This is a genomic window from Vibrio sp. Vb2131 (assembly GCF_033338535.1).
Taxonomy (GTDB): Bacteria; Pseudomonadota; Gammaproteobacteria; order Enterobacterales; family Vibrionaceae; genus Vibrio; species Vibrio alginolyticus.
Map to the genome: position 1 here is coordinate 67,313 of NZ_JAWOSW010000013.1, position 25,194 is coordinate 92,506.

The window sequence follows — 25,194 nt, forward strand, 5'->3', positions numbered from 1 at the left end:
GATGGTCCTATCTTTACTAACTTATTGGTTACTGGTCACTTTTGACGGTTTCATTAATAAATATCAAAAAAATTGATCATATAAACCGATAGCATACCGATACAAAACTCATAAATAATAAAAATATCAGGAATTAGTCTATGTTAGAGAGATACCGAAATCAAAGTGTCGGATTCCAGTTGAAACTGGTGATTACTTTGTGTCTATTCATTGCTTTCAGCAGTATTGCAGCGCTTGTTTACCGCAACGCTTCCGATGTTCTATTGGAAAGCACACTGAAAGAACACCAATCTAAAGTAGAATCAATGGCAAAAACCATTGCTGGCCAATTCGATGCTTACCTGCACACCGCTAAAGTCCTCGAATCTACTTTTCGCAATGGCTACCTTGCCGGTGTCTATGTCGAAAATTACACGGTTGACTTCATGGGACATGAAGTACCAAACATCACTCAATACAGTGAAAGCTTAATTAATAACACCAAGTTGGTCGACAGTTTCACACGTGATACCGGCGCTATAGCAACGCTATTCGCACCGTTGGGTGACGACTTTATTCGGGTGTCCACCTCCCTAAAAGATCCACAAGGTCAACGAGCGGTCGGAACCACGCTAGGCATCAACCATCCTGGTTATCAGCAACTTAAAGCAGGACAACCGTATTACGCTCAAATTAAATTGTATGGCGAGCGCTACATTACCTACTATGCCCCAATCAAAGATGCGACAGGAAAGGTAGTAGGCCTATCGTTTATTGGCTTACCAGTAGACCAAGCGACACAAACCTTATTCGATGCACTCGAAGAGATAAAATGGGGCGACACTGGTTACACCATTATCGTTGATAACGACGAAAACAATCTTGGTAAATACCTACTTCATCCAGCAAAAAGCGGCTCAGATTCGTCAATACTAGAAGTCGCCGACTACAATGGTCACAAGCCTTTTGGTCAGATTTTCGAACAATCTAGTGGATTAATTCGCTACCCTTTCGAGTACCAAGGTAACGTAGGCGAAAAGTATCTTGTCTACACAGAGGTTCCAGGTTGGAACTGGAAACTGCTAGGTGGTACGTTTATCAAAGAAGTTACAAAAGGTAGCGACACGCTTCTCACACTCATTGCCATCATTTCTTCGGTAGCGGCAATCATTACTTTTGTTGTACTGACACTTTTCTTGAATCACAGCTTACAACCTCTCACGACTCTAAACTCATACATGACTCGCTTAGCGGGCGGCGAAGTCAGCTTGAACATCCCAGCGTCTCGTAAAGCATCAAAGAATGAAATTACGAACCTGAGCTCGGGTGTCGCCAGTATGGCAAGTCAGCTCAATGAACTTGTCGGTAAGATCCGTTCAACAAGCGACTTAGTGGAGAGCAACTCCACCAGCGTTGCCAACGATGCACATAGCAATTTGACCCAAGCCGACCGACAACAACAAGAAGTCGAGCAAGTTGTGACAGCGATTGAAGAAATGGCCTCTTCCGCTCAATCTGTCGCACAACAAGTCGAAAGCATTGCGGAAAACGTACGCTCAGCAAATACTGATAGTCAATCTGGTCTCGCGATTGTTGAAGGCGTATGTATCGACGTTGCTCAACTTAACGATCAATTGGATCAATCAGCAACGGCTATCGAGCAAGTAAATCGCGATAGCGAGAGTATTCAAACCGTCACTAAAATGATTGATGAAATTGCTGAGCAAACCAATTTACTTGCCTTGAATGCCGCCATTGAAGCAGCACGAGCAGGTGAGCAAGGCCGTGGCTTCGCAGTTGTAGCAGATGAAGTGCGCACACTTGCGCACCGAACCCAAAGCTCAGTTCAAGATGTCGTGGAAATTATCGAGAAACTAAAAGGGTCGACTCATAATGCAGTTAATATGATGACAGACAGCCAACGCAGTGCAAACCAGGTCTTGGACAAAGCACAAGACGCGGGCACAGCATTAGAAGCCATCGCAGTACAAGTGCAGTCGATAGCCTCTCAAGCCGACGCCATTGCAGCGACTTCAGAAGAACAAGCTCAAGTTTCACAAGAAATTGCAGCAAATGCCCATTCTATCAGTGAACTTAACCGAGAAAGCCGCAACACGAGCGCAAAAACCTCGCAAAGTGCCATTGAACTTCAACAACAAGCACGAAACTTGAAAGAGCAAGTCGACTTCTTCCACTAATACTTAATAAGAGCCGACCCAGTCGGCTCTTTTTGTTTCACTTGATACCACGCTTTTTGATAGAATTTGCCGCCCTACTTTCTGTTCGAGATCGTCATGAACTATCAATGCCCTCTATGCCACCAAGCTCTAGCGTTAAATGAAAAAACGTTTAAGTGCGAAAACAATCATCAGTTTGACTTAGCAAAAGAAGGCTACGTTAACTTGATGCCAGCGCACCACAAACGTTCTAAAGATCCTGGTGACAACAAAGAGATGATGCAAGCTCGTCGTCGATTCCTCGAAGGAGATTACTACAACCCAATGCGCCAAGAAGTGGCGCAGCTGTGTGCAACATACACTGAGGGGAGCACCCATCAATTATTAGATATTGGTTGTGGTGAAGGTTACTACACAGATCAAGTACAAAAGACGATAGAAACACAAGCGAACCATGCCACGATTTATGGCTTAGACATTTCCAAAGTTGCCATTCGTTACGCGGCGAAGCGTTACACGCACTGCAACTTTAGTGTGGCTTCTAGTCACCGACTTCCCTTCGCAAATGAATCCTTAGATGCCATTTTGCGCATTTATGCCCCGTGTAAAGCTGAGGAGCTGCAGCGCGTTGTAAAAAACGACGGCGTTGTTGTCACGGTTACTCCTGCTAGCCGCCACTTATACCAACTGCGTGAGCGCATTTATCAAGAAGTTCGTCTTCACAATGAAGAACCAGAACATATTGAAGGGTTTGAATTAGAGCACCAGCAGCATCTTAACTATGTTATGGACTTGAAAAACGGAGCCGCAATCGATTTATTGCAAATGACGCCATTCGCATGGAAAGCAACCGATGCTCTTCGTGAAGAGTTGAAATCCGCTACACTTTTCCAATGTGAGGCTGATTTTATGTTGCGTGTATATCGCAAAAAAACACTCAATTAATAAGTCAAAAAAACAACAAACGCAAATAGTTATCATTTATATTGATTCGTTGCTCAGCCTCCATTAATATCATCCGGACATTTTTGGAGGCTTTTCAATGCGCTTTTCTACTTTGAGCTTGCTCTTTGCAGGCTTACTTACTGGTTGCTCTTCATATACGCACACCAACTCTCACGCAACCTCAGCGGAAGTCACTAGTTTTTACGACTACCAACTATACACCCCTTCTGGCGAGCACATCGCTCTAAGCAAACTGCCAATTGAGCTGCAACAAGCAGATGTCATTCTTATTGGTGAATGGCACACACACGCCGGCGTTCATCGCTTTCAAACCGATATGCTCAAACAACTTACGTCCTACGACCGCTCACTCGCGTTATCTATGGAACAATTTACCCGCGACAAACAACCTGTTGTTGACGCTTACCTACGTGGGGAGATCGGCGAACAGTACTTAATGAAACAAGCCAACGCTTGGCCCAATTATGAAAGCGACTATCGCCCTCTCGTGGAGTTTGCTAAGCAGAAAAATCTCCCGGTCATTGCAGCAAATGCACCAAAGAGCATTGTTCGATGCATTGGTCGACAAGGGCTAGATTACATTAACAAGCTCGATGATGATCAGCGGATGTTCATTGCACAAGCCATCAACACTGGTAGTAGTCCGTACAAAGAAAAGTTCATGGCATCCATGCATCACGGTAAGCCAGAGCAGACGGAAAAACAGTTTGCAGCTCAAGTTACTTGGGATGAAACTATGGCGGAATCTATCGTTAGCTATCTAGACGACAACCCAGGCGCTCAGATTGTCCATGTTGCGGGCAAGTTTCACACCGAGCAAGGGTTGGGTACGGCAGCATCAATCTTCAGCCGCAACCCGAGCTTAAAAGTGGTTGTAATTAGCCCAACAGATAACGTGCTTTCTGATAATACTGACTATCAGTTAGAGGTTCTCGCACCACCAGTACGGTATGTACAAGATGCTCACCGCATGGCGGCATATCAACATCTAACTAAACGCAATAACGATCTTCAATGTAAGTAGCTGCTCTTCAATTTAAGTTACTACCTTGCCGTTGCGTTGCATCATCACACCGCTCCGAGTTCATCGAGTGACAAGGGTCTGCTTCCTGCTGGTCTATTTTTTGCTAATGATCACCAATAGAAACTAGAAGCGGCAAAAGCAGACCTGTTTTTATCCAAATAGCTTCAGAAATAAACTTTGCCGCCGATAAAAATATAACTGCTTTTTACCCGCACTCAGTGACCGAGTGTCGATGTTCCAAGGAGTATTCGATGAATCCAGTAGGAAGCACTTCTGTTAATAGCTATGCCAAACAATCTGTCGCCTCTAAACAAGCAAGTATTGCACAAGAAGAAACTAGTGCTTCGCCGCTGAAAGTCGAACACAATAAGGTGACGCTTTCGACCGAAGGCAAAGCGCTACTTGCCGCTCTGCAACAAATCGAGCACGACAGCAAGAAAATAGAAGCAGAAGATAAATCTGTTGGTGAAAAGGTCGAATCTTTCACGCATGGTGCGCTTGGCATGGATCACCCCGATAAAATCGAGAAAGAAGAGGATGGCTCATATTCTGCGGGTCAATACCTTTCTGCGGCACTTACCGTTGGTGGCATCATACTGGCATTAGTCTGATAACCAGTCTGATAATCGTCACGACAACAAATCCTATTTGAACCAAACACTTACTGCAGCCCATAATTTAATAGGCCAAAGAACGATATGATGCAAACGTAAGTGAATTCGACCGCTCTTGTGGCCCGATAATACATGCTCGTTTATTGCTCCCTAAACTAGGTTTCTTGTGAAGGCACTGAATGGATAACTTTAGTCCATGCTTTCAACTCCTAAGCGTAATCCAAGCCCACGTTTATGGGCTTTCTTCTTTCCAAACTAACGAACGTTACAGAGCGACTCATTTTTTCTGCAAAACCAAACAAAAACGACAATTTGGTTAAACTTTTATTACCGACACAAAACCTTCATAAATCATTGCTTTAATGCCTGCGCTTTCAATAAACAAGGAAAATATAATGAAGCGCTTAGTATCTCCAATCGTTACGGCAGTGGCTGCATCTACCCTCTCTTTCAACGCACTCTCAGCTGAAATCAAAAACGTCATTTTGATGATCGGCGACGGCATGGGTCCTCAACAAGTTGGTTTACTCGAGACCTACGCAAAACACGCACCTAACTCGGTTTACAAAGGCGAAAGCACAGCGTTATACAAACTCGCTCAAGAAGGTGTGATTGGATCATCACTGACCAATCCAGAAGACGCAATTGTCGTCGACTCTGCGTGCTCAGCTACGATGCTAGCGACAGGAATCCCTACCGCTTCTGAAGTCATTGGCATTGATAGCCAAGGCAACCATGTCGAAACTATTTTGGAAAAAGCCAAAAGTAAAGGTAAAGCAACAGGGCTCGTCTCTGATACGCGTATGACCCACGCAACGCCAGCAGCATTTGCCGCTCATCAACCACATCGCTCCCTAGAAAACAGTATTGCGGCGGATATGCTCGAAACAGGCGTAGACGTGATGATGTCTGGGGGACTTCGTCATTGGATTCCAAAGTCGACAAACGACAAGGGAGAGACATACGAGCAACTTGAAAAGCTCACTGAAGGTAATGTCTACCTAAAGTCGAAACGTAAAGATGAGCGCAACTTGCTTACTGAGGCGCAAGACCAAGGTTACAACCTGGCTTTCAGCCGCGATATGCTCACACAAGCTAAAGGTGACAAATTACTTGGACTTTTTGCTTACTCGGGCATGAACGATGGTATTGCCTACAGTCAAAGCAAAAACGATCCAAAACGCACGCAGCCATCGCTGAAAGAAATGACCACCAAAGCAATCGACATTCTTTCAAAAGACAAAGACGGTTTTTTCTTGATGGTTGAAGGCGGCCAAATTGACTGGGCTGGCCACAGTAACGATGCAGGTACGATGCTGCATGAAATGCTTAAATTCGATGAAGCGGTAAACTCAGTTTATGAGTGGGCAAAAGGCCGTGATGACACCCTGATCATTGTTACTGCTGACCACGAAACCGGCTCTTTTGGCTTTAGCTACTCATCAGCAAACTTGCCTAAACCACAAAAACGCGACGGCGAAGCATTCAAAAATCAGGATTACGCGCCAAACTTCAACTTTGGTCAGTTCGAGATCCTCGATGGTTTATACAACCAAAAGAAAAGTTACTACGGCATGATCAGTGAGTTCCAAGCGCTTGATAAGAAAGAGCAAACTCCAGAGAAGTTTGCGGAAGTCGTGAACGCAAATAGCGATTTTTCGATTACGCCTGAGCAAGCAGAACGCGTATTAGCAAGTAAACCAAATCCATACCGACTCGCTGGACACAAATACTTAAGCGAAGAGAACGTACCGACAATCAATGACTTTGATGCTTTCTTTCCTTACAACGACCGTGGCAACTTGCTAGCGCGTGAGCATGCAACAAAGCAAAACACAGTATGGGGGACGGGTACTCATACGCATACTCCTGTCAACGTATTTGCTTGGGGACCTGCAGAAACTATCCTTCCGGTATCAAAAATCATGCACCACTCGCAACTAGGCGAGTACTTGAAGCAACAAATTAAATAATCAACTTGCACTTACTTCACAACTCGTGATGTTTCAACGCTCTCGCAAGGGAGCGTTTTTTTATGCATGAAAACAGTTGACGTTTTAAATCGTACACCACAATAATTATGGGTCTTTAATTATATGAATAAAGAAAATGTGCGAAATCTTTGCTAAGCAACCCCAAGACAACTATCAGTTCATCACCCGCTCTATCCGTATTGATGGTCACGCGACCAGTGTAAAACTTGAAGCGAGCTTTTGGACAATTCTTGAGGAAATCGCTAGTGCTCAAAACATGACGGTTCCTAAATTCATAAGCACTGTTTATCAAGAAGCACTCGAATACAATGGTGAAGTGAACAACTTTGCCTCCTTACTTCGATGCGCTTGCCTCACTTACGCCCGCCAACCTCAAGAGACCACTCGTCAAGCACTTGCGCAACTTAACAGTTAATAGCAACCAACCGAGCAATAACCATCCTAGGCTATGCATCCGTATTATAAACCCTTGAGCATCTTCTAATTTGTCGTACTAGAGTACTACCCAGACTCCTTTTGAAATCGCTAACCTGTGCGGACTATCAAGGAGTACCTATGACAAAAATGATTCACACCATGATCCGAGTAAGTGATCTGGACCGCTCTCTACAATTTTACTGTGGCGTACTTGAACTAGAAGTCGCTGATCAATACATCTTTGATGGCTTTTCTCTAACCTATCTAGCCAACCAAGAAACTGGCTTTGAATTGGAACTGACGCACAATCACGACCAAAGTGAGCCCTACACTCACGGCTCAGGTTACGGCCACCTTGCCGTCAGCGTGGAGGACATTGAACAAGCCCACAAACGCATTAAATCTCTCGGCATTGAAACTGGTGACATCAAAGCCTTTGACCATCAACAAAAGCATTTAGCAACGTTCTTTTTTGTAACCGACCCTGATGGTTACAAAATTGAGTTCCTGCAACGCCAAGGGCGTTACCTATAACAAAAAGAGTAAACATTATGATTCACTTGACGGCTACCTTTCATGCACAACCGGGAAAAGAACAAGAGTTGAAAGAGGTACTTACCCGAGCGCTTGAACCTACTCGCAATGAAGAAGGTTGTGTTCGTTATCAATTGTTCCAAGATAAAGACAATACATGCCACTTCGTTTTTCAGGAGCAATTTAAAGACCAACAAGCATTTGAGCTTCATGGTAAAACAGAACACTTTGCTCTTTTGATTAGCCAGATCGACAACTTGTTAGAATGCGAGCCGAAACTGGTGTTCTTTAACGAACTGTAACTATAGCGCTAACCGAAGATCAAAAAAGGCACTCTATCTAGAGTGCCTTTCACTAGTTGGGATCTGTGATTAAGCGTCTTGCTTCTCCACCATATGCAAATGCACATCTTGTTGTGGGAAAGGAATCGAAATACCTTCTCGGTCGAAGCGTAGTTTCACTTCTTTAGTCACATCCCAGTATACATCCCAGTAATCATCCGTTTTTACCCAAGGGCGCACAATAAAATCTACAGAAGACGTATTTAATGTATGAACTTTGATCATTGGCTCTGGAGTGCGAAGTACCGACGGGTGAGAGGTAATGATATCAGACAATACTGACTCCGCTTTTAAGAGGTCATCCGCATAGCCAATGCCAAACACCATATCCACGCGGCGAATGCGTTCATGCGTGACGTTCTTAATAACATCTCCCCAGATTTTGCTGTTAGGAACAATAATAATTTGGTTATCAAACGTACGGATTGTGGTGTTCACCAAACTCATATGGCTTACCTTGCCATCCACACCGCCAGCATACACAAAATCACCAACATCAAATGGGCGATAAATAAGCAGCATCATACCCGCCGCGAAGTTGGATAACGTGTCTTGCAACGCGAAACCAATAATCACACCAGCAATACCGAAACCGGTTAGGATTGGCGCTAGGTTCAAACCAAGCTGAGATAAGCCCACCATGATACCGATCACCCACACGAATTTGCCGGACATCGAGATAAAGAAGTCCTGCATCAAGTGGGAAAGTTTTAAGTTTTTCGATGCAACTGCTTTACGGACGACTTTGCGAGTTAACTTAGCCAGTCCGCGAGCGATCAATAAAATCAGCGCAAAAACAAACAACTGGAAGATATGCTGCGGTGCATTCTCGGCAAACCAATCCAGTGCCGAGTTGGACCAGTGACTCAGTATTGACCACACAACTTTGGTATTCAGTAAATCATGGGTGATATTACCCGTCACTTCAAAAATTTGGCGTTTGTATTCAGACGTTTCTAAACCGACTTTATCACCAATTGAAATCAGGTTGCGTAAGCTTTCTGTCGCAATATTTAGCCTTTGTTTAGTAATGAGCTGACTAAGTTGCAACGACGCTTTTTCCGACTCTGGGCTAGACGAAAGTTGGGAGCCAATGATCTCACTTTGCTGACTCAAGTACTCAATTGAAGCAGACAGTAAGCGCATACGTTTATCAATTTTATCTTTTAGTTCCGCTTCTGCGCGCTCGTTTTGGGCCCCTAGCTCCTTCAACCAAGCGAGATTTTGCCAGCTCGAATCGAAGCTAACATCAAGATAACGCTGTAGCTCTCGATAATCATTAACAAGAGCAAGCTTCTCTTCATCCTTAGCCTTATTTAAATCCTCGACGACTTTCTTTATTTTTTCCGATAGATAGTTCGTCGCGTCCTCAGAGTATTGTTCTTGTTTTTTAACTAGCAAGATCAGCTTGTCGCGAGAGATAGTTTCACGTTCAATCGCTGACGCTAACTGGCTTCTTAATTCTTCATTCTTTTGGAATAGTTGCAGTTGAAGGGCATCACGCTCGTCGCCACTCGCTTGCGAGAGGCTTTGGGATAAATCCACAATCTCTCGGTTCAAGTTGTCAATCGAGATTTCGGCAGCAGAAGGCTCTTGGATATCGTCAGTAGCAGTCGCATGAACAGCCATTGGGGAGAACATAATGACGGCAAGTGCGAATAATGTCACCCAAGATGTCAGGCGCAGTTTCTGGGGGAAATGAAACGTCATGTTTACCTCATAGGGAACAATCCTGATCAAAACAATCAGAAATAGAAGTGTAAAGCGTTGAAATCATACTCCTAAGTTTACAACACTAAATAATAAACTGAGCAGCATTTCGTTAGCGAGACGTCAAAGTTGGGAGCCCCAATAGCAAACAAGCCTTTCATTTAATCAATGAAAGGCTTGTTTTTATTCGACTAAGGACGGTTGGGATGATTTAAAATATGGTCTTCCCAATCCACCACATCAATCTCGTAAACAACTTTGTTACGGACACTTTCCCCTGCCGCATGCATTGCGGACTTAGAGCCGGTAATCAACGGATGCCATTCTGGTAAAGGCTGCTTTTCAGCCAACAGACGGTAAGCGCACGTGTGTGGCAGCCAAGTAAAATCGTCAATGTCTTCTCGGGTCAGCTTGGTGCACTCTTCACCCGAAGTGAAACGGTTTGGGTAATCCTTACACGAACACGTTTTACTGTTCAGCCAGCTACAAGCCACATTGGTATAGTAGATTTCATCGGTATCTTCATCCATAAGCTTATGCAAACAACATTTGCCACAACCATCACAGAGAGATTCCCATTCCTCTTCTGTCATCTGCTCTAACGATTTACTTTGCCAAAATGGAGTGCTCATACTTCAAGTCTCACCAAGGGAATTTAGGGGGCGATTTATACTCTTCTCAACGCAAAAGTTCAAGTTTTGAGAAGATCTTGCATCCTTCCCACATAACGGTGGAGATATTCAACTACTTTCGTTTTACTGTTCTATCCTTAAACAAGTTTCCATTACTCAATTGATCAAGAAGGCATTAAGGAGTTTTCATGGGTATTATTTCTTGGATTATTTTGGGCTTAATCGCCGGCGCACTTGCTAAATGGCTCATGCCAGGAAAAGATGGGGGCGGTTGGATTGCAACAATGTTACTTGGTATTGCTGGGGCATTTGTAGGTGGCTTCCTTGGCGGCATTCTCGGTTTCGGCGGAGCAACTGGCGTCAACATTGGTAGTATCATTACCGCAACACTAGGCGCATTTATTCTGTTGTTTGTTTATAACCGTTTCTTAAAATAATCACGATGATTTAAAAGCAAAAAACCAAAAAGGGAGCGTAATGTTAAGCGCGCCCTTTTATTTTTTTCTTTCTTCACTCTTCCAATCCACGTCAAAATGACCATAATTGCCCCCTTAATTTTTAAGAGGTTTACATTATGGATTGTCGATTAGGATGTGGAGCGTGCTGTATTGCGCCAAGTATCTCTTCACCAATACCTGGAATGCCAAAGGGCAAACCTGCAGGTGTTCGTTGTGTGCAACTCAACGACGACAATTTGTGCAAGCTATTTGGTAAGCCTGAACGCCCCAAAGTCTGTCACGATTTTAAACCGTGTCCGATTGTATGCGGTAACACCAATCAAGAAGCACTCGACAACATCACTGAATTAGAACAATTGACGTAATGCGACTCTAGACCACACGTTTAAAGTTAGTACCTCGGTTGTTTCTCTCCGAGGCAGTAATCAAAGCAAACTCAAGATTTAGCACTTCCCCCCCTCTGCTTTTTATCTCACCTTTGAGAACTCTTGCCACATAGCGTTCCATTTGCGGTTTTTGCGCGATCTCCCTCACAATTTATTGACAATTCTCGACTATGTTCAGCGGGTCATTTAATTAAAGATCAGGAAAGAACATGAATAAGTATTTGGCTGAGGCTTTTGGCACGTTCTGGCTAGTGTTAGGCGGCTGTGGTAGCGCGGTGTTGGCTGCGGGTTTCCCTGAAGTGGGTATTGGTCTGTTGGGCGTTTCTTTGGCATTCGGTTTAACCGTTCTGACGATGGCATTTGCTATCGGTCATATTTCAGGTTGTCACTTGAACCCTGCAGTGACAGTTGGCCTTTGGGCTGGCGGTCGTTTTGAGACAAAAGACGTTGCTCCCTACATCATCTCACAGGTTATCGGCGGGCTTATCGCAGGTGGTGTGCTTTACGTTATTGCATCTGGACAAGCAGGATTCGATGTTGTGGGTTCTGGCTTTGCCGCCAATGGTTATGGTGAACACTCTCCAGGCCAATACTCGATGATCGCTGCACTTGTGACTGAAGTTGTCATGACGATGATGTTCCTGATTGTCATTATGGGTGCAACAGACAAACGTGCGCCACAAGGCTTTGCACCTATCGCAATTGGCCTGTGTTTGACTCTCATTCACCTGATCAGCATTCCTGTCACCAATACGTCAGTAAACCCTGCTCGTAGCACGGCAGTCGCAGTATATGTGGGTGACTGGGCGGTTTCTCAGCTATGGCTGTTCTGGATTGCTCCTATTGTGGGTGGCGTGCTTGGTGCGGTTATCTACAAAAATCTTCTTGGTAAAGAATCGAACGATTAATCGTTCCTAACTCCCAAAATCAAAAAAGCCGCTGAATTCAGCGGCTTTTTATTAAATTCTGTGTCGACCTAATAGCGAATGTGACAACGTCGTGCCATCAACAAGCTCTAGCTCCCCACCGACAGGCACACCATGCGCGATGCGGCTGGCATCAACTTGGTGCTCTTTACATAGCTCTGCGATGTAGTGGGCAGTGGCTTCACCTTCAACTGTTGGGTTTGTCGCCAAAATCACTTCGGTAATATCACCGCGACGTAAGCGGTAATCAAGGACATCTAATCCAATATCACTTGGACCAATACCATCTAATGGCGACAAATGCCCCATAAGAACAAAATACCGACCAGAATATTGGCCTGTTGCTTCAACGGCTGCGATGTCTGCCGGGCTTTCTACCACACAAATTTGACCATTTTCTTGGCGTTTTGGGTTGGTACAAATGTGACAGACTTCTTCTTCGGTGAAGGTTCGACACTCAGTACAATGACCTATTTCTGTCATTGCCTGACTCAGCGCATCTGCAAGCTGCAAACCGCCTTTTCTATCGCGCTGTAACAAATGAAAGGCCATACGCTGCGCTGACTTGGGGCCAACCCCAGGTAGACAACGTAAGGCCTCCATCAATTGCTCCAGCATATGACTGGTACGCATTAAAAGTCCGCTTAATTAAATATCAGCAGATTAGAATGGCATTTTCATGCCTGGTGGTAGTTGCATACCGCCAGTTACAGAAGCCATTTTCTCTTTTTGAGTTTCTTCAACACGACGGGCTGCATCGTTGAACGCCGCAGCGATCAGATCTTCAAGCATTTCTTTGTCGTCTTCCATCAAACTTTCATCGATGTCAACACGACGTACGCTGTGACTACCAGTGATAGTAACTTTAACTAGGCCAGCACCAGACTCGCCAGTTACTTCCATATTCGCGATTTCTTCTTGAAGCTTTTGCATGCGATCTTGCATTTGCTGGGCTTGCTTCATTAGGTTGCCCATACCGCCTTTACCAAACATGTTTATCTCTCTGGTTTAATGAGGTGTTGCATCAATTAATGGGGTTATACCTTTGGGTTTTCAACCCCATTCCATTCGATTATTAGATAGGGCGCACACTATCTTTATCAAGCTCTGCAGCAAAACGACGTTCAATAAATTGAACATTTGGATCGTTTTCTAAACTGTTCAGCGCTTGCTGTAATTTCTCTTGGTAGAGCCTATCTCTCAGTTCAAGTGGTGTTTCTCCACTCTCCCCTATTTCGATGCTCATGTGGCACTCTTCACCCAACACGGTATTAAGTGCTTTAAGCAATTCGGCTTGAGCTCTATCAGTATTCAAATGAGCTTGGCTGCTTCTCAATAGTAACGAAACGGTTGTTCCTTCCTTACTATAATGAGAGTTTAGCGCAAGTTGCTCTACCAGCTTAGGGATCTCCATTAAGCTGATTAGCTTCGCCCATTCATTATGTTCTAATGACTCATCGATGAGCTTTTGTGCCATTTCAGGCGTTTTCTCATGCTCAAGTGCCTGCTTGAGCTGCGTAGGTGTCAGTTTTGTATTTACTTTTGTCTCAACAGGCTTGCTTGGACGCCAGCGATACGCTTCCTCAACTTGTGGCTCCGTCGACTTCGGAGCTGAGTTTGGCGACACCTGCGCGGAACTGCCATGCAATTGCGCTACTCGGTCGATAACCGATTCTGGTTGTGCAGATGCCGCTTTAGGCTTTTTTGAGCCACCATTTTGAGGAGTGTTCTGTTGTAGGCCTTGACGCTGAGAACGTAATTGGTGACGTAAACCGCTTAGACCACCGCGCGCTGGTGTTGAAACGCTCTCTTGCATTTGTTGAGGTGGCGTTTCATGCTGCGGCGCTGGGTTTTCACTCATCGGCGGCGCCATATCATACTGTGGTGGAACCGTCTCATATCCACTCGCTTGATACTCAGGTTGCGAACTGGATGAAGGTTGAGGCGCCACTTGTGGTGTGCTTTGTGCTGGACTCGGCTGCTGAGCTCGAGGAGCAGCGGCTGTCTGAGCTGGCGCAGCCTTTGGTTGACTGGTACTTTGAGCCGGAGATGACGCTGGCTCGCAGTTACTAGAAACAACATTTGCCCCACTGTTATTTGATGGGCGGAACGCCATCATACGCAGCACAATCATTTCCAAACCGACTCGCCCATTTGGCGAGAGGGTCAAATCTTCACGACCTTTCAATGCAATTTGATAGTAAAGCTGAACGTCTTGCGGGCTTAGAGCTTTACTCAACAGCTCAATTTTCTCTGCATCTGGTTGTGCTCGGTCTAACGACGCGGGCAACGCTTGATACATCGCAATTCGGTGTAACTGTGTTGCGACTTGCTGCAACAAACCATCCCACTCAACACCATTTGCCGCTAATTGTTGGATTTTATCCATAGCTTGTTGAGGTTTCTTGCTGCTGATTGACTCTAGTAAGTGAATCGCTTGGTCGGTATCAATCGTCCCCAACATGTGGCTGACAATATCGGCTTGCACCGCACCGTTACCTAATGCAATTGCTTGATCAGTCAAGCTGAGAGCATCACGCATACTGCCATCTGCAGCATGTGAGATCATACCCAACGCTTTTGGCTCTGCTGAAACTTGCTCTTGACCTAGGATGTAATCAAGTTGCTGGTGAATATCATCAACGCTGATTGGTTTCAGATGAAACTGAAGACAACGCGACAATATAGTGACAGGCAGCTTTTGTGGATCAGTTGTTGCGAGTAAGAACTTCACATACTCTGGCGGCTCTTCCAGGGTTTTCAACAACGCATTGAAAGAGTGACGCGATAGCATGTGCACCTCATCGATGAGGTACACTTTAAAACGTCCACGAGCAGGTTTGTATTGAACGTTGTCTAACAGTTCACGAGTGTCTTCAACTTTAGTACGTGATGCTGCGTCGATTTCAAGAAGATCGACAAAGCGACCTTCATCAATTTCACGACAAGTATCACACTTACCACAAGGTGTCGCGGTAATGCCGGTTTCGCAGTTCAAGCCTTTGGCAAACAGCCTACCGATACTCGTTTTACCCACACCACGAGTCCCGCTGAACAGATAAGCATGGTGTAAACGGTTTTGCGCCAGTGCGTTTTCCAACGCCGTCAGGACATGTTTTTGTCCGACAACTTGGTCAAACTGATTAGGACGCCATTTTCGCGCTAAAGCTAAATAACTCATTGAATGTATTAATGTCCTTCAAAATCGCAGATGCTGTACACGTTTAGACCTAATGCTTCTAAACGTTTATCGCCACCGATTTCTGGTAGGTTGATAACGAACGCAGCGTGCTCAACTTCACCACCCAGTTGGCGAATCAGCTTAGTCGTCGCTTCAATAGTACCGCCCGTTGCCAATAAATCGTCGACAACCAGTACTTTGTCGCCTTCAACGATGGCATCTGTATGGATTTCTAGTGTATCAACGCCGTATTCAAGCTCATAAGATTGAGCAACAGTAGGGCGTGGTAGCTTGCCTGGTTTACGCACTGGTACAAAACCAACACCTAGCTCAAGCGCTAAAGGCGCGCCAAATAGAAAGCCACGAGCTTCCGTACCCACAACCTTGGTAAAGCCCATATCTTTGTAACGTTCAACAAGTAAGTTGATCGTTGCTTGGTATGCTTTCGCGTCTTCAAGAAGGCTCGTCACATCACGAAATAGAATGCCTGGCTTTGGGTAGTCTTGGATGCTTTTGATGCTAGATTTGATCAGTGAAATTGTTTCTGTAGTCATAATACCGATTTACTTAGATTGGCTCATCGCCCTCTCTAATCGCAGTATCACGAGGGCAACGAACAATAGGTTTTCACCACTATGTGCTTATTTTCGTAAAAGTCACAGGCGCTGAAAATACAAACGCCCACTCGAAGAGCGGGCACACTATTCTCTACAATCTTAGTGATTTTCTTCTCGGTCAGCAACCAACTCAATCACAGGCAGACGCATAAACCAGCTGAGTAAAACGATTAGCATCACTAAAAGACCAATTTTTACCCAAACGAGGGGGACAACAACGATTGAAACCATGAAACTAAGCGCAATAAAAATCGCACCACGCTTTTTTACTTTTGAAGTAACAGCCCGATGCTTATGCCAATTGTCGAGAATGGGTCCAAACGTTTTGTGGTTATGTAACCATTGATGAAATGCGGGGCTACCACGCATAAAACATGCGCTAGCAAGCAAAATAAAAGGTGTGGTGGGTAAAAGTGGAAGGGCTATGCCGGCTATGCCGAGCACAATACAGAGTCCACCAACAGTATTGAAAAAGTAACGCTTAATACGAATGGTGAACTCCGGTACAAAATAGCTAGATTAAAAGCCTGCGTAACCATTCATTACACGAAGCCAGGTTAGCGTTGCAGGAAGTGTTGGGATCAAAAGAACTGCAATAAAACCTAAAAAGTAAAAAATATTATAAGGCTCTTTAAAATCTTTGTCTGCCATGATGTGTCTTCTCACTAGTTGACTTTGCTTCTCCCAAGGCACAGCGTTAAATTATCGTTGCACAAATGGGTCATTATTGTTTTAAGCGCTGACTATACATTAAACAGCCAAATCTAAACACCAGTAAAAAGTAAGGTTATTGAACTAAACGTATGTTGTTTTGGTGGTTCTAAAAAGATAATAAGCAGCGTCAGGACGCTGCTTATTGGTTTGCAAGTCATAATTATACTAGTCGGGATTTCCGGGTAATACTTAAACTAAAACTTGAAGAACCTAAACACCCGATGGACAACTGTCCTGCAACACTAAGCGGTAAATCGCGGGTGATGAAGTTTTTCATACTTCCTCCCCCTAAACGGTTACCTGCTGCGATGTGTTGATTCGTATTTCCGTCAGACCAATGGCTATCTAAACCCGCAGGCAATATAGAGACCGAGGATGAAGCGAGGTCGGCGACACCAAACACAGCATTGACTGCACCCGCACACTCCGAACACTCAATTCCTTTTTCAATGATCCCTACCATGTCCTTGAGATCAGCACTGAAACTTTTCAAGTTACGGAGATAATCGTCAAACAATGCCCTAACGAGCAATGTCGTCGCAACTCCATCATTAGCTTGGGAAGCAGAATCAACGAGATAAAACGCAAATTGACCATTCATTAACCAACGATAATCGAAAACCAAGGGCATCACATCCGTCGATTGCAATAAACGGTACGAGCAGCGCCAATCTCCCTGAGCAGCATCCTTCTCTGGCAATAGAGCTTGCAGTAAATCTCTTGCCGCACTCGGATTCTGTTGTAAATATTCCAGATGCCAATACAGCTCTTGTTCATCTGGGATTTCACCACCATCATCAACCCTGAACCACTGACTTGAAAAGTCACGTTGTTCTGAGAAGTGGCTATCGGTATCTTCTAGCGTATTCTCTATCGCCTGAGATAGGTGCTCATAATTACCTATCGGTTTAGGAAGAAAATCTTTAATACCAAATCGCAACGCTTTCGCGACATCGGACATTTCATCCGTGCCTGATACCACGATAAGCGGCATATATGGATATTCGAGACTAACTTCTTCGACGAACTCGATACCATCTAAGACCGGCATCGATAAATCACATAAGATAAGATCGGGTTGGCATTCCCTGAGTTGTTGAAGCGCTTCTAGGCCGTTTTCTGCTTCTACTACTTTAAAACCCTGACTTTCTAAATAGGCATTGGTTACTTTACGAAATATTGGATCATCGTCCACCAACATTATTAGTTTTTGATTAATCACTTCCTGTGCCGAGACCATTGCCGTTTGACTGTGAGTCTTAAACATACCTTTATCCCTCACAAAGCTCAGTCAAAAAAACAGATTTATTATTAAGTCATTATTTTTGTTGTGTTTACTTCCAGCAAAACGTGTCACAGCAAGACCTGAGGCCGCTTCGCCTTGTTATAAAACTTAGCTCGGAAACTGCATTAATACAAATATTACGGCGTATAACAGTATTTACTCAAACAGGGTTGCTGTGTTCAAATGATGCAACATGTTGACTTAAAGCAAGCTTTGATCACAAAGTTAATTATAAATTAACCGTAATCGGTAATTTAATGTGTCTGGAAATATGAAATTAGATGACTTAAACCTGTTTCGACTGGTTGTCGAAAATGGGAGCTACACCGCAACTTCGCGAAAAACCATGATCCCGGTTGCGACCATCACCCGACGCATTCAAGCGCTAGAAGACTCTGTCAATCTTCGACTATTGAACCGTCATGCTCGCAAACTCTCGCTCACTGAAGCAGGGGAACGTTTTTACCATGAGTGCTCTCCTTTACTACAAAGGCTAACAACCGCAGCAGAGGAAATCACTGACGACTGCCGAGGAGCATCCGGCAAGATTAAGATATCCGCGCCTTACAACTTAACTAAACGAATGATGATGCCGATGTTCAACAGCTTTATGAAGCAGTACCCGGACATCAACATTGAGCTAACGACAGAGAATAATGCGGACAAGCTTGACCCTACTGAATGGGATGTAATTTTTCGAGTGGGACCGCAACGCGACTCTAGCCTCATCGCGCGTAAGATTGGCGAAGTGAAGGATATTCTCGTTGCAAGCCCTGACTATCTAACCTCGAATCCTGCGCCACACCATGCAGAAGAGCTATCTAACCATTCATTGCTAAAAGGGTACCCACTTATTAAGTGGACCTTGATTAATAGCAAAGGCGAGTCTGTGGTGAATGTTGATCGTGGTCGTTTTCAAGCAAACGCGCTCAATGTGGTGCGCAGCGCTTGTTCCGAAGGTTTAGGCATCACACTAATGCCAGATGTAATGATCAAAGAGTACATCGAGAGCGGCGATTTGGTACGCGTACTGCCAGATTGGAGTGCAAACCCGCGCGACATTTATATGCTTTACAACCACAAAGACCACCTGCCAGAGAAAGTTCGCCTCTTTATTGACTTTGTGATCGCTTATAACATTCACTAACTAGATAGCGAAAACAAAAAACCAGAGCCGAAGCTCTGGTTTTTTTACGACTTAAGAAAGCGCATCCTATGCGCCTTCGTTATGAAGCTCTAGGTTTGCTAAATCCTGTTGGATTTCAAGTTGTGTTTTCGCATCATCATTACGAAGACCATCTAAGAAATCTAGGTATTGTTGGTCGATATCACCCGTTACGTATTCGCCGTTAAACACGGAAGTATCGAACTGAGTAATGTCTTGGTTTCCAAGACCTACAGCCTCTACCAAATCTTCTAGACGTTGATAAATAAGCGCATCGGCACCAATCTGCTTACAAATTGTATCGTTGTCACGGCCATGGGCAATAAGCTCTGTAGCACTTGGCATATCAATGCCGTATACGTTCGGGAAACGAACTTCAGGAGCCGCTGAGACCATGTACACTTTCTTGGCACCAGAATCACGAGCCATCTCAATAATCTGCTCTGACGTTGTACCTCGAACAATAGAGTCATCCACCAGCAACACATTCTTACCTTTGAATTCCGAACGAATAGCATTCAACTTGCGACGTACTGATTTCTTACGTTGTTGCTGGCCAGGCATGATAAACGTACGTCCAACATAACGGTTTTTCACGAAACCCTGGCGATAAGGGATATCGATCGCTTGAGCGATTTGCAGTGCAATGTCGCAAGACGTTTCAGGGATAGGAATGACAACATCGATATCAAGGTTTGCGTAATCTTCACGAATACGTTCGCCCAGCTTTTTACCCATTTCAACGCGAGCGCTGTATACCGAAATTTTATCGATGAACGAATCCGGACGAGCAAAGTACACGAACTCGAAAATACAAGGGTTAAGCTTAGGATTATCTGCACACTGCTTCGTGTAAAGCTCACCGTCAAACGTTGCGTAAATCGCTTCACCAGGTGCAACATCACGGACGAAATCAAAACCGACCGCATCCAATGCCACCGATTCAGACGCAACCATGTACTCTGCTCTGCCGTTAACTTCACGCTTACCTAAACACAGCGGGCGAATACCGTGTGGGTCACGAAATGCAATCATACCATGACCAATGATCATGGCGGTCACAGCATAAGCACCGCGAATTGTGCGATGAACATTGGTGACTGCGCGGAATACGTCTTCGGTCGTGACATTTCCTTTTACTGAGTCAATTTCGTGCGCCAGTACATTTAGTAATACTTCAGAGTCTGAAGTGGTATTGATATGACGGCGATCTTTTTCAAACAGCTTCTGACGAACTTCGTTAGCGTTGGTCAAGTTACCGTTGTGGGCAAGTGTAATACCGAAAGGAGAGTTTACGTAGAAAGGTTGAGCTTCTGAAGCACTTGAACTGCCTGCTGTAGGGTAACGAACATGACCAATTCCGACCTCGCCTTGCAGGCGCTGCATGTGTCTTGCTTCAAATACATCCTTGACTAAACCGTTCGCCTTACGCAGACGAAAACGATTGCTTTCTATGGTACAAATACCAGCGGCATCTTGGCCACGATGCTGTAACACCGTTAACGCGTCATAAATAGACTGGTTTACAGGCGTTGTGCCCACGATTCCAACAATACCACACATGTCCTAATCCTCGATTTGCGACAGTAGCTGGCACTACTAGATAGTGCCAGACAGAAAACTTGATGTTGCTTGTAAATGCTCGAAGAATGGGGCGATGATACGGCTGAACTCAGGGATCAACTGTGAATCTTTCCACCAATCCGAGCTTGGGAATGCAGTAAACGCATCCATAAAAAACAGCACCGCAGAAACAATTAAGACTCCGCGTAGACCACCAAATACAATCCCGAGAATTCGGTCCGTACCTGATAGCCCTGTTTTTTGTACCAGTTGACCAATGACGTAATTCACCACTGCACCAACTACCAAGGTTGCGACAAATAACGCCGCAATCGCCGCTCCGTTACGAAACATATCATCTTCGATGTTGGTGAAGTACACCGCCAATTTGGCATAGTAATTACTGGAGATAAAAAACGCTCCGAACCAAATCACCAAAGACAAAGCTTCTTTAGCAAAACCGCGAACTAAACTGATCAGAGCTGAAAATCCGATCACACCTAAAATGATAAAATCTATCCAATTCATCTTTTCTTCATCTTAAGTTGGCGCGCATTTTAACAGAAAAAATGCTGACGCAAACGTTTTCTTATGGATTTAATGGCTTAAATTTAAGCAATTGACCTTTTGAACCTGTAATTTTTTGTAATTCTTGAACTTGTCGTTCAAGTTTACTTTTTGACACATCAGGGCCAACAATCACTCTCGTAAACTCGTTTTCTTTCTTTGTGTGAGCTTGATAACCACGCTTTTGCAAATCCGCGACAAGCGCGACAGCATTTTCGTGATTCTTAAGTGCCATCAACTGAATGATCCAAGCTGAATCTTCATATTGATTTTTCTCTTGAACAGGACGAGTGACGACCTCAACTTGCTCTGGTTGTTTGATGACCTCAGGTTTAGATGTTGGCGCTGGCTCGGGCTCAGAAACGGCTACTTGAGCATCCTCACGTTCTTGCACTACAGCTTCAACCGGAGAATCCGGTAACGTAATGTCGTCTTCCACTGGCTCTAATATTTCGAAGTTTTCCACATCACTATCAAGTTCTGGTTTGATAGGAATACTGGCAAATTCTTCTTTGTAGTGCAGTTTCTTACCATCTAGCACATCGGGAAGAACAATGACTCCGACTGCGACTAGAATGATGGTGCCGACTAAACGACTTTGGAATTTACTTGCCATCAAAATACCTTTACTTATTTATTATTTGATTGCCAATGTTCCAATACCTCTCCGACGGTATGGAATGAGCCAACCACCAGAATAACGTCTCCTGTCTTTGCGTGGCTTCTCGCACTCTCGAAGGCGTCAACAGGGTTTTCAAAATGAACTTGCCCATCAGGTAAGTATTGGCACAATTCATCAGCGGTCGCCGCTCTCGGTCCAGTAAGCGACGCTGGATACCATTGTGTTGCAACTGGAGTTAGAGCTTCAATGGTTGCTTTAATGTCCTTGTCATGCAGCATTGCAACCACAATATGGATATTCTTACCCAGATATTGTTGCTTCACTCTCTCTACCAAATACTCAGCAGAGTGCGGGTTATGAGCGACATCAAGGACTATTTCAGGTTCGTGATGCAGTACCTGCATACGCCCCGCCAAACGAGCATTATTCAAGCCATTGACAATATTTATGTCAGTGATTTGCAATTCCGAAGCCCCTAGTGCCATCAGTGCAGTGGCTGCATTTTGTAATGGTAGCGATGGGATTGGTAAATCCTCTAACTCAAATGCCCCACTGCTCCATTTCCAACCATTATCAGTTAGTTGGTAATCGTACTGAATACCTACTTGGAAGAACTCAGAACCAATATCGTCAGCATGAGCCGCCACGGTCGCTGGTGGCGTCGGTTGACCACAAATTGCTGGCTTCCCTGAACGGTAAATGCCCGCTTTTTCAAAACCAATAACATTGATGTCATCACCAAGCCAATCCACATGATCGATCGCTAAGCTCGTAATAACAGAAACATCATGGTCAACAACGTTAGTGGCGTCTAGACGGCCGCCAAGTCCTACTTCAAGTAAGACAACGTCAACTTTCTCTACTTGGAAAATACGTAGCGCAGCAAGCGTACCGAATTCAAAGAGGCTAAGGCTAACATCACCACGCTGCTTTTCTACATAATCGAATGCTTCACAGTGCTTGGCATCTACAACGTCAACGCCATTAATGCGTACACGCTCGTTGTAACGAATCAGGTGCGGAGAACTATAAACACCGACTGAATAGCCAGCATCAAGTAAAATGGCTTCCATTAACGCACACGTTGAGCCTTTGCCATTGGTTCCGGCAACGGTGATTACGGTTGGAGCTGGTTTGGTAAGATTGGCTTTGTTTGCTACCGCTTGGACACGGTCTAAGCCTAGATCAATTGCTGAGGAATGAATATTTGCTAAATAATCAAGCCACATCTCTAATGAAGATGTGGCTTGAGGAATTGGGTTTTGGGTCATCTAACTTTAACCATTAAATTCTTTGGTTTTTATGTTAGTTGATACTTTACCCTTTTTCGTCCGCTTCTGGTACAGAATATGGCTCTTCATTTGGAGATTCGTTAACCAAAACCACCAAAGGAGACTTGTGGTTAGTCATCTTAGCGATAAGACCACCCACACGCTGACGCATTTCACGACGGTCAACGATCATATCAATAGCACCGTGATCAAGTAGGAACTCACTACGCTGGAAACCTTCAGGAAGATCTTCACGTACAGTTTGCTCGATTACACGACGACCAGCAAAGCCAATGAGGGCCTTAGGTTCACCGATGTTGATATCACCTAACATAGCCAAACTTGCTGATACACCACCCATTGTAGGGTCAGTTAGAACAGAAATAAACGGCAGACCTTTTTCTGATAAACGCTCAAGCGCAGCACTGGTTTTTGCCATTTGCATAAGAGACATTAAAGCCTCTTGCATACGAGCACCACCACTTGCTGAGAAACAAACAAGCGCACAGTTATTTTCAATGGCTGCATCCACTGCTTTCACAAAGCGAGCACCAACGACTGAACCCATTGAACCACCCATAAAGGAGAATTCAAACGCACACGCCACAAGCGGCAGACCAAGCAATTCACCCTGCATCACAACTAGCGCATCTTTCTCACCGCTATTTTTTTGTGCAGCAGAGATACGCTCTTTGTATCGCTTAGAATCTTTAAATTTCAGTTTATCCTGTGGCTCAAGTTCGGAACCTAATTCAACTCGATTACCTTCATCTAAAAATGTTTCCAAACGACGACGCGCTTTCATACGCATGTGATGGTTACACTTTGGACAAACTTCTAAGTTACGCTCTAGTTCAGCATGGTATAAAACCTGTTCACAAGAGGTACATTTAGTCCACACACCTTCTGGGATAGAAGCTTTGCGTGAACTTACTAGATTGCTTTTCTCTAAAATCTTTTCAAGCCAACTCATGGAAGACCTTTTCTCTCAACTCTTCCGCTTCATTGCGAAAGATATAAATTCGACATAATACCGACGGATTAAACCATATCTTGCAGCTACTGTAGATAAAAAACTGGTTGTACCTATTTTTGATATCGTAAATAGCGTATGTTTTCCGTTCACATTCAATATAAACACTACCGATATTTTGAAATAAGTTTGTAAAATTAGTTCAAATTATCTGGTAAAAACAGTGGACCGATCGGCACTTCAGGTAACCCAAACTCTTCTGGGTAGTCTACATCTACCAGGTACAGACCTTCCGCTTTCGCTGTCGCACCCGCTACTTTGCGATCTTTGGCGTCTAATAACCACTTGATCCATTCAGGACTCTCTTCGCCACGTCCAACTTTTATCAAGCTACCCGTGATATTACGAACCATATGATGCACGAACGCATTGGCTTTAATATCAATAACCACATAGTTTCCATGGCGCGTAACGTTCAGATGCATCAAGTTTCGAAATGGACTGCGAGACTGACAATGCGCCGCGCGAAACGACGTAAAATCATTTTCGCCGAGTAGGAACTGCCCTGCTTCATGCATTTTTTTCTCGTCGAGCTCACCATGATAGTGACTAACCCCCGAGTTTAAGATGCCTGGACGTAAAGCATGATTGAAAATAATGTAACGATAACGGCGCGCTGTCGCTGAGAATCTTGCATGGAAATCATCTGAAACTTCTTGAGCCCAACGAACCGCTATATCGCTCGGCATGTTCGCGTTTGTGCCCATGGTCCAAGCTACCATTTTTCGAGTAACGTTGGTATCAAAGTGCACAACTTGTCCCGTGCCATGCACGCCTGCGTCTGTCCGACCAGCACACTGAACTTCAACTGGGTGATTAGCGACGACGGACAATGCTTTCTCTAGCTCTTCTTGGACACTTTTCACTTCTCTTTGGCGCTGCCAACCAAAGTAGTTTGTACCGTTGTACTCGATACCTAATGCGATTCTCATCTTAACCTTCGAACTCTAAAATGGGGCGGGAAGTATATACTCAAGTCACCTCAAGTTGCCAGTTTCACCAAGGGTGACATAAAGGT

General features: G+C 44.5%; 27 protein-coding genes. 12 read left to right on the top strand and 15 right to left on the bottom strand.

What is annotated here, in order from left to right; genetic code table 11:
- Positions 1 to 140 precede the first annotated feature (140 nt).
- The 8 genes from R7E38_RS14715 (at position 141) to R7E38_RS14750 (ending at position 8,007) form a co-directional block, all read left to right on the top strand.
- Positions 141 to 2,177, top strand: a complete 2,037-nt coding sequence (locus tag R7E38_RS14715; protein ID WP_054577620.1) for a methyl-accepting chemotaxis protein — start codon at positions 141 to 143, stop codon at positions 2,175 to 2,177.
- Positions 2,178 to 2,273: 96 nt separating this feature from the next.
- Positions 2,274 to 3,101 (top strand): 23S rRNA (guanine(745)-N(1))-methyltransferase, encoded by an 828-nt coding sequence (rlmA, locus tag R7E38_RS14720; protein ID WP_005380691.1) that lies wholly within the window; start codon positions 2,274 to 2,276, stop codon positions 3,099 to 3,101.
- Positions 3,102 to 3,198: 97 nt separating this feature from the next.
- Positions 3,199 to 4,146 (top strand): ChaN family lipoprotein, encoded by a 948-nt coding sequence (locus R7E38_RS14725; RefSeq protein ID WP_054577619.1) that lies wholly within the window; start codon positions 3,199 to 3,201, stop codon positions 4,144 to 4,146.
- A 251-nt stretch (positions 4,147 to 4,397) separates the two neighbouring features.
- Complete coding sequence (locus R7E38_RS14730; RefSeq protein WP_005380688.1) at positions 4,398 to 4,757, top strand: hypothetical protein; 360 nt, start codon at positions 4,398 to 4,400, stop codon at positions 4,755 to 4,757.
- Between the two features lie 398 nt (positions 4,758 to 5,155).
- A complete protein-coding gene (locus R7E38_RS14735; RefSeq protein ID WP_025767190.1) occupies positions 5,156 to 6,733 on the top strand; it encodes an alkaline phosphatase in 1,578 nt (525 codons plus the stop codon).
- 136 nt (positions 6,734 to 6,869) lie between these two features.
- Positions 6,870 to 7,169, top strand: a complete 300-nt coding sequence (locus R7E38_RS14740; protein ID WP_005384938.1) for a ribbon-helix-helix domain-containing protein — start codon at positions 6,870 to 6,872, stop codon at positions 7,167 to 7,169.
- A gap of 140 nt (positions 7,170 to 7,309) precedes the next feature.
- A complete protein-coding gene (locus tag R7E38_RS14745) occupies positions 7,310 to 7,705 on the top strand; it encodes a VOC family protein (protein ID WP_226083887.1) in 396 nt (131 codons plus the stop codon).
- A 17-nt stretch (positions 7,706 to 7,722) separates the two neighbouring features.
- The gene (locus tag R7E38_RS14750; protein WP_226083886.1) at positions 7,723 to 8,007 is read left to right on the top strand and encodes a putative quinol monooxygenase; all 285 of its coding nucleotides are present in this window, start codon (positions 7,723 to 7,725) and stop codon (positions 8,005 to 8,007) included.
- 69 nt (positions 8,008 to 8,076) lie between these two features.
- Here the strand turns inward: R7E38_RS14750 and R7E38_RS14755 are convergent, their stop codons facing one another.
- Complete coding sequence (locus R7E38_RS14755; protein ID WP_005380681.1) at positions 8,077 to 9,756, bottom strand: mechanosensitive ion channel family protein; 1,680 nt, start codon at positions 9,754 to 9,756, stop codon at positions 8,077 to 8,079.
- A 191-nt stretch (positions 9,757 to 9,947) separates the two neighbouring features.
- Positions 9,948 to 10,388 (bottom strand): YcgN family cysteine cluster protein, encoded by a 441-nt coding sequence (locus R7E38_RS14760; protein ID WP_005384948.1) that lies wholly within the window; start codon positions 10,386 to 10,388, stop codon positions 9,948 to 9,950.
- 188 nt (positions 10,389 to 10,576) lie between these two features.
- Between R7E38_RS14760 and R7E38_RS14765 the strand changes: the two genes are divergently transcribed.
- From R7E38_RS14765 to aqpZ, 3 genes are all read left to right on the top strand, one after another.
- Positions 10,577 to 10,825 (top strand): GlsB/YeaQ/YmgE family stress response membrane protein, encoded by a 249-nt coding sequence (locus R7E38_RS14765; protein ID WP_005380625.1) that lies wholly within the window; start codon positions 10,577 to 10,579, stop codon positions 10,823 to 10,825.
- Positions 10,826 to 10,962: 137 nt separating this feature from the next.
- Positions 10,963 to 11,211 (top strand): YkgJ family cysteine cluster protein, encoded by a 249-nt coding sequence (locus R7E38_RS14770; RefSeq protein WP_017820793.1) that lies wholly within the window; start codon positions 10,963 to 10,965, stop codon positions 11,209 to 11,211.
- A 230-nt stretch (positions 11,212 to 11,441) separates the two neighbouring features.
- On the top strand, positions 11,442 to 12,140 hold the full coding sequence (gene aqpZ, locus R7E38_RS14775; protein ID WP_005384951.1) for an aquaporin Z: 699 nt from the start codon (positions 11,442 to 11,444) through the stop codon (positions 12,138 to 12,140).
- Positions 12,141 to 12,191: 51 nt separating this feature from the next.
- On the opposite strand, the gene recR is transcribed toward aqpZ, so the two are convergent.
- The 7 genes from recR to R7E38_RS14810 form a co-directional block, all read right to left on the bottom strand.
- Positions 12,192 to 12,791 (bottom strand): recombination mediator RecR, encoded by a 600-nt coding sequence (gene recR / locus R7E38_RS14780; protein ID WP_005380619.1) that lies wholly within the window; start codon positions 12,789 to 12,791, stop codon positions 12,192 to 12,194.
- 30 nt (positions 12,792 to 12,821) lie between these two features.
- On the bottom strand, positions 12,822 to 13,151 hold the full coding sequence (locus R7E38_RS14785) for a YbaB/EbfC family nucleoid-associated protein (RefSeq protein ID WP_005380618.1): 330 nt from the start codon (positions 13,149 to 13,151) through the stop codon (positions 12,822 to 12,824).
- A gap of 82 nt (positions 13,152 to 13,233) precedes the next feature.
- Positions 13,234 to 15,339 carry a DNA polymerase III subunit gamma/tau gene (gene dnaX, locus R7E38_RS14790; protein ID WP_104975518.1) on the bottom strand — a complete coding sequence of 702 codons (2,106 nt, stop codon included), beginning with the start codon at positions 15,337 to 15,339 and terminating at the stop codon, positions 13,234 to 13,236.
- Between the two features lie 8 nt (positions 15,340 to 15,347).
- Positions 15,348 to 15,893: an adenine phosphoribosyltransferase gene (apt, locus tag R7E38_RS14795; RefSeq protein WP_005380615.1), complete on the bottom strand. Its 546-nt coding sequence runs from the start codon at positions 15,891 to 15,893 to the stop codon at positions 15,348 to 15,350.
- A gap of 162 nt (positions 15,894 to 16,055) precedes the next feature.
- On the bottom strand, positions 16,056 to 16,442 hold the full coding sequence (locus R7E38_RS14800; protein WP_080276930.1) for a YbaN family protein: 387 nt from the start codon (positions 16,440 to 16,442) through the stop codon (positions 16,056 to 16,058).
- Positions 16,443 to 16,475: 33 nt separating this feature from the next.
- A complete protein-coding gene (locus tag R7E38_RS14805; protein ID WP_005380608.1) occupies positions 16,476 to 16,607 on the bottom strand; it encodes a hypothetical protein in 132 nt (43 codons plus the stop codon).
- Positions 16,608 to 16,830: 223 nt separating this feature from the next.
- Positions 16,831 to 17,937, bottom strand: coding sequence for a response regulator (locus R7E38_RS14810; RefSeq protein WP_005380606.1), 1,107 nt, complete (start codon positions 17,935 to 17,937; stop codon positions 16,831 to 16,833).
- A gap of 289 nt (positions 17,938 to 18,226) precedes the next feature.
- Here R7E38_RS14810 and R7E38_RS14815 point away from each other — a divergent pair, with 289 nt between their 5' ends.
- A complete protein-coding gene (locus R7E38_RS14815) occupies positions 18,227 to 19,102 on the top strand; it encodes a LysR family transcriptional regulator (protein WP_005384959.1) in 876 nt (291 codons plus the stop codon).
- A gap of 66 nt (positions 19,103 to 19,168) precedes the next feature.
- Here the strand turns inward: R7E38_RS14815 and purF are convergent, their stop codons facing one another.
- From purF to truA, 6 genes are all read right to left on the bottom strand, one after another.
- Positions 19,169 to 20,683, bottom strand: a complete 1,515-nt coding sequence (gene purF, locus R7E38_RS14820) for an amidophosphoribosyltransferase (protein WP_005380592.1) — start codon at positions 20,681 to 20,683, stop codon at positions 19,169 to 19,171.
- A gap of 36 nt (positions 20,684 to 20,719) precedes the next feature.
- Positions 20,720 to 21,211 carry a CvpA family protein gene (locus R7E38_RS14825; protein ID WP_005380590.1) on the bottom strand — a complete coding sequence of 164 codons (492 nt, stop codon included), beginning with the start codon at positions 21,209 to 21,211 and terminating at the stop codon, positions 20,720 to 20,722.
- Between the two features lie 61 nt (positions 21,212 to 21,272).
- Entirely contained in the window at positions 21,273 to 21,866 is a 594-nt protein-coding gene (locus R7E38_RS14830; RefSeq protein ID WP_017820797.1) for an SPOR domain-containing protein, read from the bottom strand.
- Between the two features lie 14 nt (positions 21,867 to 21,880).
- On the bottom strand, positions 21,881 to 23,143 hold the full coding sequence (gene folC / locus R7E38_RS14835; protein ID WP_017820798.1) for a bifunctional tetrahydrofolate synthase/dihydrofolate synthase: 1,263 nt from the start codon (positions 23,141 to 23,143) through the stop codon (positions 21,881 to 21,883).
- Between the two features lie 46 nt (positions 23,144 to 23,189).
- Entirely contained in the window at positions 23,190 to 24,116 is a 927-nt protein-coding gene (gene accD / locus R7E38_RS14840) for an acetyl-CoA carboxylase, carboxyltransferase subunit beta (protein ID WP_206954218.1), read from the bottom strand.
- A 197-nt stretch (positions 24,117 to 24,313) separates the two neighbouring features.
- Positions 24,314 to 25,108, bottom strand: a complete 795-nt coding sequence (gene truA, locus R7E38_RS14845; RefSeq protein WP_226083885.1) for a tRNA pseudouridine(38-40) synthase TruA — start codon at positions 25,106 to 25,108, stop codon at positions 24,314 to 24,316.
- Positions 25,109 to 25,194 lie beyond the last annotated feature (86 nt).

What these genes read in the sequence shown, in the direction of transcription:
- R7E38_RS14715 (WP_054577620.1), top strand. Translation starts at nt 141, where the DNA reads ATGTTAGAGAGATACCGAAATCAAAGTGTCGGATTCCAGTTGAAACTG.
- rlmA (WP_005380691.1), top strand. Translation starts at nt 2,274, where the DNA reads ATGAACTATCAATGCCCTCTATGCCACCAAGCTCTAGCGTTAAATGAA.
- R7E38_RS14725 (WP_054577619.1), top strand. Translation starts at nt 3,199, where the DNA reads ATGCGCTTTTCTACTTTGAGCTTGCTCTTTGCAGGCTTACTTACTGGT.
- R7E38_RS14730 (WP_005380688.1), top strand. Translation starts at nt 4,398, where the DNA reads ATGAATCCAGTAGGAAGCACTTCTGTTAATAGCTATGCCAAACAATCT.
- R7E38_RS14735 (WP_025767190.1), top strand. Translation starts at nt 5,156, where the DNA reads ATGAAGCGCTTAGTATCTCCAATCGTTACGGCAGTGGCTGCATCTACC.
- R7E38_RS14740 (WP_005384938.1), top strand. Translation starts at nt 6,870, where the DNA reads ATGTGCGAAATCTTTGCTAAGCAACCCCAAGACAACTATCAGTTCATC.
- R7E38_RS14745 (WP_226083887.1), top strand. Translation starts at nt 7,310, where the DNA reads ATGACAAAAATGATTCACACCATGATCCGAGTAAGTGATCTGGACCGC.
- R7E38_RS14750 (WP_226083886.1), top strand. Translation starts at nt 7,723, where the DNA reads ATGATTCACTTGACGGCTACCTTTCATGCACAACCGGGAAAAGAACAA.
- R7E38_RS14755 (WP_005380681.1), bottom strand. Translation starts at nt 9,756, where the DNA reads ATGACGTTTCATTTCCCCCAGAAACTGCGCCTGACATCTTGGGTGACA.
- R7E38_RS14760 (WP_005384948.1), bottom strand. Translation starts at nt 10,388, where the DNA reads ATGAGCACTCCATTTTGGCAAAGTAAATCGTTAGAGCAGATGACAGAA.
- R7E38_RS14765 (WP_005380625.1), top strand. Translation starts at nt 10,577, where the DNA reads ATGGGTATTATTTCTTGGATTATTTTGGGCTTAATCGCCGGCGCACTT.
- R7E38_RS14770 (WP_017820793.1), top strand. Translation starts at nt 10,963, where the DNA reads ATGGATTGTCGATTAGGATGTGGAGCGTGCTGTATTGCGCCAAGTATC.
- aqpZ (WP_005384951.1), top strand. Translation starts at nt 11,442, where the DNA reads ATGAATAAGTATTTGGCTGAGGCTTTTGGCACGTTCTGGCTAGTGTTA.
- recR (WP_005380619.1), bottom strand. Translation starts at nt 12,791, where the DNA reads ATGCGTACCAGTCATATGCTGGAGCAATTGATGGAGGCCTTACGTTGT.
- R7E38_RS14785 (WP_005380618.1), bottom strand. Translation starts at nt 13,151, where the DNA reads ATGTTTGGTAAAGGCGGTATGGGCAACCTAATGAAGCAAGCCCAGCAA.
- dnaX (WP_104975518.1), bottom strand. Translation starts at nt 15,339, where the DNA reads ATGAGTTATTTAGCTTTAGCGCGAAAATGGCGTCCTAATCAGTTTGAC.
- apt (WP_005380615.1), bottom strand. Translation starts at nt 15,893, where the DNA reads ATGACTACAGAAACAATTTCACTGATCAAATCTAGCATCAAAAGCATC.
- R7E38_RS14805 (WP_005380608.1), bottom strand. Translation starts at nt 16,607, where the DNA reads ATGGCAGACAAAGATTTTAAAGAGCCTTATAATATTTTTTACTTTTTA.
- R7E38_RS14810 (WP_005380606.1), bottom strand. Translation starts at nt 17,937, where the DNA reads ATGTTTAAGACTCACAGTCAAACGGCAATGGTCTCGGCACAGGAAGTG.
- R7E38_RS14815 (WP_005384959.1), top strand. Translation starts at nt 18,227, where the DNA reads ATGAAATTAGATGACTTAAACCTGTTTCGACTGGTTGTCGAAAATGGG.
- purF (WP_005380592.1), bottom strand. Translation starts at nt 20,683, where the DNA reads ATGTGTGGTATTGTTGGAATCGTGGGCACAACGCCTGTAAACCAGTCT.
- R7E38_RS14825 (WP_005380590.1), bottom strand. Translation starts at nt 21,211, where the DNA reads ATGAATTGGATAGATTTTATCATTTTAGGTGTGATCGGATTTTCAGCT.
- R7E38_RS14830 (WP_017820797.1), bottom strand. Translation starts at nt 21,866, where the DNA reads ATGGCAAGTAAATTCCAAAGTCGTTTAGTCGGCACCATCATTCTAGTC.
- folC (WP_017820798.1), bottom strand. Translation starts at nt 23,143, where the DNA reads ATGACCCAAAACCCAATTCCTCAAGCCACATCTTCATTAGAGATGTGG.
- accD (WP_206954218.1), bottom strand. Translation starts at nt 24,116, where the DNA reads ATGAGTTGGCTTGAAAAGATTTTAGAGAAAAGCAATCTAGTAAGTTCA.
- truA (WP_226083885.1), bottom strand. Translation starts at nt 25,108, where the DNA reads ATGAGAATCGCATTAGGTATCGAGTACAACGGTACAAACTACTTTGGT.